The sequence below is a fragment of the Archangium sp. genome, assembly GCF_036388035.1.
Classification (GTDB): Bacteria; Myxococcota; Myxococcia; order Myxococcales; family Myxococcaceae; genus Archangium.
Genome location: NZ_DASVSO010000972.1, coordinates 1 through 11,245, shown reverse-complemented (window position 1 = coordinate 11,245; position 11,245 = coordinate 1). Strand labels below are relative to the sequence as shown.

The window sequence follows — 11,245 nt, the reverse complement described above, 5'->3', positions numbered from 1 at the left end:
CGGATCGCCGCCGGGGCCGTGACGAAGGCCTGGGAGGGTCCGGGCTGGATTCAGGCGCTGGATTGCAACGGCTCGCTGGGCGTGGCCATCGGCGCCACGCTCAAGCCCTCGGGCTCGGGCTCGGACTACCACCTGCTGCTGTCCGCGGACGGCGGCCGCGAGTGGCAGACGCGCGGGCCCGTGGGCGCGCCGAGCCTCGCCCAGGTGTTGGCGGTCGGTGCCAACGAGGTCTGGGTGCTGGGCGCCTGGTTCCTCGGGCGCACCACGGATGGTGGCGCCTCGTGGACGGAGCTGGAGCTGGAGGGCGAGCGCAACCCGCACACCGAGCGCCTGCGGCGCATCGAGGGCGGCGTGGCCCTGCTGGGCAAGGGCCTCACCCTCACCACGGACGGCGGTGCCTCGTGGCGCCAGCAGGACGTGGCGGGCGCCAGCCGCGTGGTGGACGTGGAGGGGGCCTTCGTGGCCGCCGTGGTGGAGGGGCAGGCCCGGGTGGGCGAGCGTCAGGGCGCCGAGGTGCGCTGGCTGGAGCCGCTGCCCAAGGGCCGCGAGCCGCTGCGCCTCGTCGCCGCCGAGGGCGTGCTGCGCCTGTTGACCCGCAACGCGGACCCGTCCAAGGGCCCCGACCTCGCCCTGCATCAGAGCGAGGACGGCGGCCGGACGTGGTCGAACCACTCGCTGCCGATCAGTCCTCAGGTGGACATCGCCGGCCGCGAGTGGGGTGTGGGTGTGGACGTGGGCGGTGCCGTCTACGGCCGCATGGGCTGAACGGCGAGCCGCCTCACGAGGTGAAGGTGGTGATGAGCAGCGCTCCCACCACCGAACCCACCAGGGTGCAGCCCAACAGCTTCAGGGCCGCCCAGGTGCTCTGCAGGGTCTGGGTGTTGGAGGTCATGGTCCACTGACGCGTGTAGCACCCGGCCCTGACATGGCCGGGTGCCACTGCCGTCGCGGACCTACAGCTGCACCTGCTCGCGGTTGGTGTGCGTGATGTAGCCCGTGCCCGCGGCCTCCAGCTTCGCCATCAGCCGTTCCATGCCGTTGGAGCGCGAGAAGGCCATCTCGTTCTTCGTCACGCCCACCAGCGTGAGCAACTCCACCTTCCCCGACTCCAGCTGGAAGTGCGAGGGGCGCGAGGGGTCCTTCACGAAGACGAAGCCGTTGAGCTTCGTCTCGGGGCTGCCGTCCAGCGTGCCCTCCACCGGGTAGCGGTGCCCCATGGCGAAGGCCCGCATGCACACGAGGTTGTAGGCCATCATGTCCAGCAACCGGAGCACTGGCCACCGGGCCTCCTCCATCGTGTGGATGACCATCTCGTAGCCGATGCCGCTCGGCCGGCCCGCTTCAATCTCCTGGCCCGGGGCCACCGTGAAGGGGTTGGACAGGCCGCTCGTCACGTACGTCCAGTAGGGGTAGTCCGGGCTCGGGGGCGCCACGCGCACGCCCATCCCGCCCCAGTTGGGATCCACCTCCTGGACCTCGGCCAGGTCACTCTCCAACCAGGCCTCCAGTGCTCCACTCTGCTCCAGCGTGTAGACCTCCTCGCTGATGGCTCCGAAGAGTTTGGGGTACTCGACCTCGTCCCGATCCGCCCAGCAGTCCTCGTACCACTGCAGGAAGTCCGCTTCTGTCTCAGGCGCTTTCATAGCGGGAGGACTCTACGGGTTTTTTCCCGCGATTCACTTTCCATTCACAGGGACGTGTCCGGTTCCATGGTGGGCAACCTCGTTCCCACCCTGGGAATCACCGTTCCCACCCCCAGGGCGGGCAGGCGAGCACCCCTGTCGCACGCTGTACCCACGCAGCGCCTTCCGGTGGACGAAGTGGGGAGTGGAGCGCCCGGTATGGGTCGTGAAGGGGAACAGGGGGACGAGTCGCCAGGGCGCTCGGGTCCACACACGGGGGAACGCTATGCAGAGGGGATGGAAGGCCGTGGCCATGGCCGCGGTGCTGGGAGGGGCGGGGGCGGCGAGTGCCCACGAGTTCACCTGTGAGAAGCGCGTCCAGATTCAGGGCGAGAAGCCGACGGACGAGGCCCCCCGGGTGACGAGGTTCCCGGCCACGCTGCGCATCCAGTACAAGCTGAAGAACATCCACCCGAAGGGCGAGTCCGTGGCCGACGTGGTGGAGGACCCGCTGCTGGAGCCCCAGGGCTTCCGCTTCCCCTTCCAGACGCCGCTGGCGGTCGGGGTGGGGCAGGAGAAGGAGAGCTCCTTCGAGGTGAAGCTGGCGTCTCCCGAGGCCTGTCAGGCGCTGGCGGCCACGGACGGCAAGGATGACGGACACTTCGACAGCGCGCTCCGGGTGAAGTGGGCCCTGGGCGAGACGCAGTGCGCCGCGCGCGTCACCTGCTGCGAGCCCTTCGTCGACTGCGAGATGACCTGTCCGCCGCATGACCCCTACTGCTCGGAGGGGAACCCCGTGGCCCCGGGGGCCTCGCGCAACGCGGGCTTCTTCAAGGTGCACGAGGGGGCGCTCCAGCAGTGCCTCGCGGGGGGCCGCATCGACCTGGGCGTGGCGCGGGTGGAGTCGCTGGAGCAGGCGCTCGGCCTGCTGTGGGCCAGTCCCGGCCTGGACCGCAATGGCGAGGCCCGGAGCGAGACGGACGCCGGGCGCTTCGAGCTCGCGCGGGAGGCGCTGGTGGCCTCGTGCAACGAGCGCCTCTTCGGGAATGAGGAGAAGCGGAGCCGGGCGCTCGACGAGGCCCTGCGGACGCTGCGCACCCGGGGGAACGAGGGCACCGCGCGCCTCGCCACGGAGCTGCGGCGCACCAACGAGGCGGGCACGCGCGAGCCGCTGCCCCAGGGCTTCGACGCGGGCCGGGCCACGCCGGCGCACGCCGCGAGCATCGCCGCCGACCCGACGGAGCCCGTGCGCCGGTAGCGCCGTTTCCCTCACACGCCTTCCAGGAGAACACACGCCATGAAGAAGCTGATGCTGTCCGCGCTCGGCGCGGCCGTCCTCTGTCTCGCGGGCTGCGGGGAGCCGTCGCGCGAGGCCACCGGTCCCCGCCCGGACTTCCCCGAGGAGCTCCAGGGCCAGCGTTTCGAGCTGCGCCTCAGGGGGGTAAACACTCCCGGTTACGACTCGGCGCTCGTGCAGGTGCGCCGCATCACTGTCACCACGGTGGACGGAGATCCGCTGGCCACCCGCCTCAAGACGCGTCAGGCGCTGGAGCTGACGGACCCCGAGCACTCGCACCTCATCGGCCGCTTCGTGGTGCCGGACGGGGTGGAGCGGGTGAAGGTGGCGGTGGAGTTCGACGACTTCGGCGGCTACGAGGGCGCCTCGGGCGGTGGAGTCATCGACACGCGGGTGGCGCCGCTGCGCTTCGAGGCGCCGGTGGCCTACCTCGCCGAGCGCGGCCACGCGGTGGTGCACCTGGACCTCGGGCAGTCGCTCCAGGCCCAGGGCGAGGCCCGGCTGCTGCTGCCGAGCCTGGACGTGCGCTACTAACCGGTGGCCCGGCCCTGTCCCGGGAGGGGCCAGGGCTTGAGGCCGGCGAGCTGCTCGGCCTGCTCGACGGCGGGGCGCAGGTGGGCGTGCTCGCGGCGCAGGAAGTCGCGCACCGCCTTGTCGAGCGTCTTGTCGAAGAGCAGGTGCGCGCTGTGCACGGCGGTGGGCTCGAAGCCGCGGGCGATCTTGTGCTCCCCGCCCGCGCCGGGCTCGAACACCTTGCGCCCGGCCTGGATGCACTCGTCCACCGAGTGGTACAGGCACACGTGGAAGTGCAGGAAGGGGTGCTCCTCGGTGCAGCCCCAGTAGCGGCCGTAGAGCCGCTCGGCGGTGGCGAGGTTGAAGGCCCCGGCGATGACCTTGCCGCCGCGCTCGGCCTGGACGAGCTCCACCGTCTCCGGCAGTGCTTTGAAGGCGCGCTCGAAGAAGCCCTGGTTGAGCTGCACCTGCCCCCAGGGCCCCCGGCTCGAGCAGGTGGCCTCGTAGAAGCCGTAGGCGCGCCGGGCGTGCTCGGGGCCCAGCTCCTGGCCGCGCACGGTGCGGATGACGATGCCCTGGGCGGCGGCCGCGGCGCGCTCGCGCTTGATTTGCGAGCGACGCTTGGAGTCGAAGCGGGCGAGGTAGTCGTCGTAGCCGCGATAGCCCGGGTTCTTCCACTGGAACTGGAGGGTGATGCGGCGCGCGAGCCCCGCCTCCTCCAGCATGTCCGCCTCGTCCTCGCGGGGGTAGAGGACGTGGACGGAGGAGCAACCGCTCTCCCGGGCACTCTCGATGGCGGCCTGGAGCAGCGCCTTTCGGAGCGCGGGGACGTCCTCCCCGTCGGCGATGAGGAAGCGCGGGCTGGTGGCGGGGGAGAGCGGGGCGCCGACGACGAGCTTCGGGTAGTACTCGATGCCGAGCCGCTCGGCGGCGCTGGCCCAGGCGAAGTCGTAGATGTACTCGCCCATGCTGTGGTGCTTGCGATAGGCGGGCGAGGCGGCCACGAGCTTCTTCCCACGCCAGAGCGTGAGGTGCTGGGGCTCCCAGCCCGTCTCCAGTCGGGCACTGCCACTCTCTTCCATGGCGGCGAGCCACGCGTGGCGGATGAAGGGCGGGGCCTCGGGTCCAGCCAGGGCGTCCCAGGCCGAGGCGGGGACGTCGGTGATGGACTCGAGGAGGCGGAGGCGGAGAGGGGAGTCGTCGGCCACGGGAGACCTTCTTAACGCGAGCCCGCGATGCTCGCCGTGCGCCCCTCTCCTCCCCGTGCGACCGGGTAGGAGCCGAGGCTCAACCCACTGGATTTATTGGGAAAGTCTACTCCTGGAACCCACCGGCCAGGTCGCCTCCTCTCTTTGGCATTGATTTAAGTCAATTGACTTCTTCAGTCATCCGACTTAACTCTTCTCGCGTGAGTTCGAGCAAGTCCGACCGGGGCAGCGAGACCCGCGAGCTGATCCTCGTCACCGCGGAGCGGCTGTTCGCCGAGTACGGGGTGGAGGCGGTCTCCAACCGTCAGGTGAGCGAGGCGGCGGGCCAATCGAACAACTTCGCCGTCGGCTACCACTTCGGCTCCAAGGATGACCTCGTGGTGGCCATCGTGCGCCGGCACGCCGAGTCGATCGAGCGGCGGCGGACCGACATGCTCGCGGAGATCACCGGCTCGCCCGACCTGCACGACTGGGTGTCCTGCCTCGTGCGGCCGATGACCGACTACCTCGCCTCGCTGGGCAGCCCCACCTGGTACGCGCGGTTCATCGCCCAGGTGACGACCCATCCCTCCTTTCGCGAGCTCGTGGTCAACGAGACGGTCTCCACGCGGTCGCTGCAGCAGACCATCGAAGGCATGTTCCGGCTGGTCCCGCGTCTGCCCGAGGAGGTGCGGCAGGAGCGCAGCAACATGAGCCGGTGGATGATCGTGCACATGTGCGCCGAGCGGGAACGCGCGCTGCACGCGGGCACCGCGATGCCCCGCTCGACGTGGGAGTCCACCGCGGCCGGACTGGTCGACGCGCTCGTCGGAGTGTGGCTGGCCCCCGTCTCCGCCCGGCGGTGACGCGACCGAGCCGTCCAGACGTCTGAAACAACCGAAAAGGATGTGTGCGGATGAATGCGAATCAGGTCAGCCAGCTCGACCCCGAGACCCTGTCCCTGCCCGACAATGCCTCCCTGTTCACCCGCCTGCGCGTGGCGACCCAGATCCTGAAAGTGATCAGGGGCAACGAGGGGAATCCCACCTATGGCCAGGTGCTCAATGCCTGCCTGGACCTCGAAGTCTACGCCTCGCTCGTCCAGCGGCTCCAGCGCGGCGAGGAGGGGCGCCGCATGCTGTCCGCTCGGCCTTCCCTGCAGGGCAAGGAGCTGGACCTGGACGCGCTCGAGCGCCTGCCGGCGGGAACGCTCGGCCATGCGTTCGCGCGCTACTTCCGCGACAACAAGATTTCCCCCTTCGAGACGACGCTCGAGCTCAGGAACGACATCGACTTCATCTCCAAGCGCTACCGCGAGACGCATGACCTGTTGCACGTGCTGACGGGCTACGGCACGGACGTGGTGGGCGAGATGGAGCTGCAGGCGTGGGTCCTGGGCAACCTGGGGATCCGGACCGCGGTGCTCATCCTGCTGGTCGGCACGCTCGGACAACTCAAGGACCCGCAGTCCGGCGTCGGGCGGTCCGCGTACCTGCGGCGGGTGTGGGCCGCGTACCACTGTGGCCGCGCGTCCCCGCTGTTCCTCGACTTCTGGTTCGAGCACCACTGGGAGACTCCCGTGGCCACGCTGCGCGCGCGGCTGTGCGCCCCCGCGGAGCGGATGAATTGACGGTGCGGATGGACCCAATGGCATAACCAGAGCCCATGCACCCCCCTGAAGAGCCGCGAGCCACCCGCTTCTGGCCGTTCATGTTCGCCCTCTTCGTCGGGTCGTTCATGTCCGTGCTGGGCTCCAGCACGATCGTGATCGCCATTCCCGAGCTGCAGCGGCACTTCGGTGCCGAGCTCTCCCTGCTGCAGTGGACCCTGACGGGCTTCATGCTCGCCATGGGCACGAGCGCGCCGCTCACCGGCTATCTGGGCGGACGCTTCAGTTTCAAATGGGTGTACGTGGCCAGCCTGGTGGGCTTCATCCTCACGTCCGTGCTGTGTGGGGTGGCCTGGGATACGGGCTCGCTCGTGGCCTTCCGGTTCCTGCAGGGCGCGTTCTGCGGCGCCATCTCGCCGGTGACGATGACGCTCATCTACCAGCTCCTTCCCCGGGAGCGGCAGGCGCTGGCCGCCAGTCTCTGGACCCTGGCGGCGATGCTCGCTCCCGCGTTCGGGCCGACCTTCGCGGGCTGGTTGATCACCCTGGGCAACTGGCGATGGTTGTTCTTCATCAACGTTCCGCTCGGCCTCGTCGCCGTGGGCCTGGCCCTGCGAACCATTCCCTTCTACCGCTTGCAGGTCCCCAAGGCGTTCGATCTCCCCGGACTGCTCACCGTCATCACCGGCACCCTGTCGCTCCTGATCGCCCTGAGCCAGGGGAGGGCCTGGGGGTGGACCGAGGTGAGGACCGTGTCCCTGTTCCTGCTCGGGACGCTGTCACTGGTCGTCTTCATCGTCAGGGAGTTGAGGACGAGCGCTCCGCTGCTCGACCTGCGTGTGCTCGCGAATGGCCGCTATACGGTGACGCTGATCATCTCGAGCATCATCACGATCAGCCTGTATTCGGGCGCGTTCCTCATCCCGCTGTTCCTGCAGAGGATCCAGGGGGTGACGCCGCTGGAGACGGGATTGATCCTTCTGCCGGCCTCCCTGGCCATGGCGCTCCTGATGCCCCTGGTCGGGCGCCTGTACGGCACGCTCGGCCCGAGCACGCTCATGGTGGCCGGCGTCCTGCTGATCGCCGGAGGCACGTATGCCTTGAGCCGGCTGACGCCGGAGGTTTCACACGTCTACGTGTTGGTGTGGATGCTGGTGCGCAACGTGGGCATCTCGCTCTCCATGATGCCGGCCAGCAACGCGGGCATGGAGCAGATTCCCCGCGAGCTGAGCGGCCATGCCTCTTCCATCAGCAACTGGTTGCGGAACGTGTTCGGGGCGTTCTCGATCGCCATCTTCACATCGCTCCTGTCCACCTTCGCGACCCGAGAGGCGGAGGTGCTCGTGCGGCAGGGGTTGACGGAGCGCCGCCACATCGAGCTGTTCTCGTTCGTGGAGGGCATCAACGACGTCTACCTGGTGGCCACGCTCATCGCCCTGGTGGCGGTGCCCCTGAGCCTGGGCGTCCGCAAGCAGCGGGCGGTGCTCGAGGCCCCCGTGGAGGCACGATAGGGCGTTGGTGGCTCAGCGGCACAGGGGCTGGGCGGAGGCGTCGACGCTGGTGGCGAGGAGCTGGAGGAGCTCGGTGGGCTGGGGCTCCTGCCCGTTCTTCCAGAGCGAGGCCTCGGCCCAGCACTGCACCCAGGACACGCTCCCATCCGCCGGGAGCGCGCCGCACTGCGCCCCGCGAACAGCTCCGCGGGCCATGCTGTCCCGCTTCACCGCCTCGAACACCTGGGGCGCGAGCTGCTGGAGGAAGATGTCCGCGTAGGCCTGCGGGGGTGGCACCACCAGCGGATCCGCCACCAGCCCGGCGGGCTGGAAGCCCACGTGCTCCCGGTCCTCGAAGCGCATCTCGCCCACCTTCTGGACGGGGCGGGAGGACGGCGTGCTCGCCTGGAGCGTGAAGCGGAAGCCCGACACCCAGCGGTGCGTCCACACCGAGTACGTGAAGTCGTCGTAGACGTCCACGGTCACCGTCGCGTGGGTGCGGTTCAAGGTTCCGCGCGCCTCGTCGCGAGCGCTCTCGGCGGTCTTCTCGTCCGAGGCGGCATCCCGGGCCTCCTCGCAGGGGGACCTGGGCGTGGGGCAGGTGACGCAGGTGGCCTCGTGCTTCTCCTGGGCCTTCTCGCACGCGGCGTCCTTCTCCTTCCGCTTCTCCCGGGCACTCTGGAGGTCGCTCTCGGCGAGCGCGAGGTTTTCCTTGGCGGTGGTGTAGTCGGGATTGCGGACCTCCTCCGTGCCGCTGACGTAGCGCACGGTGTGGACGTCCTCGGCGCGGCTCTTCGCGGGGTGCTGGATGACGGCGTCCACCTGGAGCTGGAGCGGCTCGGGCTGGCCGGGCATCGGTTCGCTCCCCGCGCACCGCGCCCAGGGCGGCAGTCCCGTCGCCAGGTAGGCGCACACGCCGGAGAGCGCGGAGGAGACCGGGGGTGGCATCGAGCCGTCGAGCCGGATGGCGACGGGGATGGCACTCGGGCCGAGGAAGTCCTGGCGGGAGCGCTCGACGCGCGGGGCCAGGTTCTCGCCGGGGGCGAGGCACTGCGCCGTGGACCACAGCACGGTGGCGGCGCCCGCGTGGTTCTGCCCCTGGGCGGTGAGCGCGAGGTCCACGAAACGCGAGGCGACCCGGCTCGCGCTCGCGGCGAGGTGCGTCTGGTAGCTCGAGACGGGCAACTGACGGCCGCGCGCCTGGAGACACGCGAGCCCGGTGACGGCGGCGTTCAGCGGGCCGTCCAGGCTCCATTGGGCGCAGCGCTCCGTGTGGAGCTGGCTGGCCTTCTCGAACAGGGAGGAGAGCTCGGGGTGGTGGGGGATGAGGTCCCAGGCCGCGAGGAGGGGAGGCAGACACCGGTCGAGGTCACCCGCCTCGCAGGCAGGGCGCGCCTCCGCGATGGCCTGGGCCGTGGCCTTCTCCGCGAAGAGGGGGACGCGCGTGCAGGCCAGCTCGTCCTCGGGCCTGGCGGCGCAGGCATTCCGATAGGCGCGGGCCGCGGTCATGAAGTCACCGCGGATCGCCGCGTCTCGGGCGAGGGCCATGGCCTCTCGGTACGCGGTGTTGCAGCCGCTCAACACCAGGAGTGCGAGCAGAGGGGAGAGGCGCGAAACCGGGAGCTGGAGACGCATGGCGGCTGCCCGGACGGAGGGGGGCGCCTCCTTATTCATCATCCCGCCTCCCACCCCCCGGGTGGCTAGGCTGTCTGGGCCTCGATGTGGGTGGGCTCGCCGGTCTGCTGGGGCCGGGGGTCGGGGTACACGGCGCGCTGGGGCGTGGCGATCTGGATGAGTCCGACCCAGGCGAGCACGCGCATCACCTGCCACGTGGGATCCAACTCCCAGCGGCGCGCGGCGAAGTTGGGGCTCATGCAGAAGCGGTGGTGGTTGTTCTGGAAGAGCTCGCCCATGGTGAGCAGGTCCATGGGCAGCGTGTTGCGCGACTTATCGCTGCTGGGGAAGTTGCGGTAGCCGTACTTGTGGCCGCACCAGTTGACGATGGCGCCGTGCACCGGGCCCATGAGGAAGTGGATGGGCAGCAGCAGGAACTGCCACCACGCGGTGGCGAAGGCCACATAGAAGGCGGTGTAGAGGCCCACCCATACGAGGGTCATCGGCCACGACTGGGCGAGCGTGCGGTCGATGAGAGGCCACTCAGGGTAGCCCCCGAGGAAGCGAGGCTCGGGCTGCTCGCGCTCGTGGACGTAGGCCTCGTAGCGCGTCTTGGTGAAGAGCATCATCCGCACCACGTCCCGGTAGTAGTGGGGCGAGTGCGGATCCTTCTCCGTGTCCGAGTAGGCGTGGTGCTGGCGGTGGAGGATGGCGTACGCCCGCGGCGACAGGTACGAGGAGCCCTGGAGCAGGTAGGTGAGCAGGTGCAGGGCGCGCTCGGTGCGCGGACCCATGGTGTACATGCGGTGCGCGGCGTAGCGGTGCAGGAAGAGGCTCTGCATGAGCACGCAGAGCAGCCAGTGCGAGATGAAGAAGGCGTAGACCATGTGTCTGTCCTCGCGAGAGAGAGGGAGGGACGCATGGGGTGTACACACGGCTTCATCATGAAACTGTCACGGCCCCGCACGAAGCCGGCCAACGGCAGGGCACCGGGCAGCCGAATGTTCGTGGCCTGAAACACGGACCCGCCATGTCTCGGTTTGACGCGGCGCGAGGTGAGCCCGAGCGTTGAGAAGTGGAAGCGGCGGGCCGCTTCGGCCTATTCCTCGGGAGCCGGGTTGCCCGCCTTGAGCCACTGGGCGAGCGCGAGTGCTTCCGCCGTGGAGATGCGGCCGGCGTAGCTCGGCATCATCGTCCCGGGACGGACCTTCTGGGGATCGAGGATCCACATGGCCACCACTTCCGCGGATTTGCCGCGAGTGTTGGCGAGCACGGCGGCGTAGGAGCTGCCCGGCCCATGGCAGGCCTTGCACCCGAGGTCGAAGAAGAGCTGCTCCGGGGTCCGCCCGGTCTTGGCGGGCGGTGGGTTGCCCTGCGCGGCGGCGGAGGTCCCCGGTGAGGCGGGAGGGGGCTCGGCCGGGGGCGAGTCCTGGAAGACCGTGGCCGCGGAGGGCGAGGAGGGTGCCTTCTGCTCCGACTTGTCCGAGCAGGCGAAGAGGGCCAGGGGCATCGCCAGGAGCGCGGTGCGGGCCAGCGGGAGGGAGGAGTGCTTTCGGTTCAAGCTCTTCTGTCTAGCGTTCCCCAGGAGGGGCGCGCCAGCTTCGGGAGGCCCGTCCACGCGCGAGTGTTGGAGCGCGGGCAGAGCGTGGTAGGGAGGGCCGCGCATCGGGAGGAGCAACCGGCATGGAGCGCGCGGACATCGTCACGTTGGACAAGCGGTACGTGTGGCACCCGTACACCGCGATGGACGAGTACATCGCGAAGACGGATCCGCTGGTGGTGGTGCGCGCCGAGGGGCCGTACCTCTATGACGCGGACGGCACGCGCTACCTGGACGCCAACGGCTCGTGGTGGGTGTCCACGCTGGGGCACCGGCACCCGAGGCTGGTGCGCGCGCTCACCGAGCAGGCCGG

At 69.8% G+C, this 11,245-nt stretch carries 12 protein-coding genes; 7 read left to right on the top strand and 5 right to left on the bottom strand.

What is annotated here, in order from left to right:
• Positions 1-765: neuraminidase (locus VF697_RS40215; RefSeq protein ID WP_331103606.1), on the top strand; the 765-nt coding region annotated here is incomplete at its 5' end.
• Positions 766-953: 188 nt separating this feature from the next.
• Here the strand turns inward: VF697_RS40215 and VF697_RS40210 are convergent.
• Positions 954-1,643, bottom strand: a complete 690-nt coding sequence (locus VF697_RS40210) for a suppressor of fused domain protein (protein WP_331103604.1) — start codon at positions 1,641-1,643, stop codon at positions 954-956.
• A 265-nt stretch (positions 1,644-1,908) separates the two neighbouring features.
• On the opposite strand from VF697_RS40210, the gene VF697_RS40205 reads away from it, so the two are divergent.
• Both VF697_RS40205 and VF697_RS40200 read left to right on the top strand, forming a co-directional pair.
• Positions 1,909-2,880, top strand: a complete 972-nt coding sequence (locus VF697_RS40205; protein ID WP_331103602.1) for a hypothetical protein — start codon at positions 1,909-1,911, stop codon at positions 2,878-2,880.
• Between the two features lie 39 nt (positions 2,881-2,919).
• Positions 2,920-3,453, top strand: a complete 534-nt coding sequence (locus tag VF697_RS40200) for a hypothetical protein (RefSeq protein WP_331103600.1) — start codon at positions 2,920-2,922, stop codon at positions 3,451-3,453.
• On the opposite strand, the gene VF697_RS40195 is transcribed toward VF697_RS40200, so the two are convergent.
• Positions 3,450-4,640: a GNAT family N-acetyltransferase gene (locus tag VF697_RS40195; protein ID WP_331103598.1), complete on the bottom strand. Its 1,191-nt coding sequence runs from the start codon at positions 4,638-4,640 to the stop codon at positions 3,450-3,452. The two genes, VF697_RS40200 and VF697_RS40195, sit on opposite strands and share 4 nt — an antisense overlap.
• Positions 4,641-4,840: 200 nt before the next feature.
• Between VF697_RS40195 and VF697_RS40190 the strand changes: the two genes are divergently transcribed.
• The 3 genes from VF697_RS40190 to VF697_RS40180 are packed head-to-tail and all read left to right on the top strand — an operon-like array spanning position 4,841 to position 7,739.
• On the top strand, positions 4,841-5,485 hold the full coding sequence (locus tag VF697_RS40190; RefSeq protein WP_331103596.1) for a helix-turn-helix domain-containing protein: 645 nt from the start codon (positions 4,841-4,843) through the stop codon (positions 5,483-5,485).
• A gap of 50 nt (positions 5,486-5,535) precedes the next feature.
• The gene (locus tag VF697_RS40185; protein WP_331103594.1) at positions 5,536-6,249 is read left to right on the top strand and encodes a Coq4 family protein; all 714 of its coding nucleotides are present in this window, start codon (positions 5,536-5,538) and stop codon (positions 6,247-6,249) included.
• Positions 6,250-6,284: 35 nt separating this feature from the next.
• On the top strand, positions 6,285-7,739 hold the full coding sequence (locus VF697_RS40180) for a DHA2 family efflux MFS transporter permease subunit (protein ID WP_331103592.1): 1,455 nt from the start codon (positions 6,285-6,287) through the stop codon (positions 7,737-7,739).
• 12 nt (positions 7,740-7,751) lie between these two features.
• Here the strand turns inward: VF697_RS40180 and VF697_RS40175 are convergent, their stop codons facing one another.
• The 3 genes from VF697_RS40175 to VF697_RS40165 all read right to left on the bottom strand — a co-directional run bounded on the left by VF697_RS40175 (position 7,752) and on the right by VF697_RS40165 (position 10,893).
• Complete coding sequence (locus tag VF697_RS40175; protein ID WP_331103590.1) at positions 7,752-9,266, bottom strand: hypothetical protein; 1,515 nt, start codon at positions 9,264-9,266, stop codon at positions 7,752-7,754.
• 152 nt (positions 9,267-9,418) lie between these two features.
• A complete protein-coding gene (locus tag VF697_RS40170; RefSeq protein ID WP_331103589.1) occupies positions 9,419-10,219 on the bottom strand; it encodes an acyl-CoA desaturase in 801 nt (266 codons plus the stop codon).
• 212 nt (positions 10,220-10,431) lie between these two features.
• Positions 10,432-10,893: a hypothetical protein gene (locus VF697_RS40165; protein WP_331103587.1), complete on the bottom strand. Its 462-nt coding sequence runs from the start codon at positions 10,891-10,893 to the stop codon at positions 10,432-10,434.
• A 122-nt stretch (positions 10,894-11,015) separates the two neighbouring features.
• Here VF697_RS40165 and VF697_RS40160 point away from each other — a divergent pair.
• Positions 11,016-11,245 (top strand): aminotransferase class III-fold pyridoxal phosphate-dependent enzyme (locus VF697_RS40160; RefSeq protein WP_331103585.1); only part of this gene is annotated, 230 nt, incomplete at its 3' end.

What these genes read in the sequence shown, in the direction of transcription:
- VF697_RS40210 (WP_331103604.1), bottom strand. Translation starts at nt 1,643, where the DNA reads ATGAAAGCGCCTGAGACAGAAGCGGACTTCCTGCAGTGGTACGAGGAC.
- VF697_RS40205 (WP_331103602.1), top strand. Translation starts at nt 1,909, where the DNA reads ATGCAGAGGGGATGGAAGGCCGTGGCCATGGCCGCGGTGCTGGGAGGG.
- VF697_RS40200 (WP_331103600.1), top strand. Translation starts at nt 2,920, where the DNA reads ATGAAGAAGCTGATGCTGTCCGCGCTCGGCGCGGCCGTCCTCTGTCTC.
- VF697_RS40185 (WP_331103594.1), top strand. Translation starts at nt 5,536, where the DNA reads ATGAATGCGAATCAGGTCAGCCAGCTCGACCCCGAGACCCTGTCCCTG.
- VF697_RS40180 (WP_331103592.1), top strand. Translation starts at nt 6,285, where the DNA reads ATGCACCCCCCTGAAGAGCCGCGAGCCACCCGCTTCTGGCCGTTCATG.
- VF697_RS40175 (WP_331103590.1), bottom strand. Translation starts at nt 9,266, where the DNA reads ATGGCCCTCGCCCGAGACGCGGCGATCCGCGGTGACTTCATGACCGCG.
- VF697_RS40170 (WP_331103589.1), bottom strand. Translation starts at nt 10,219, where the DNA reads ATGGTCTACGCCTTCTTCATCTCGCACTGGCTGCTCTGCGTGCTCATG.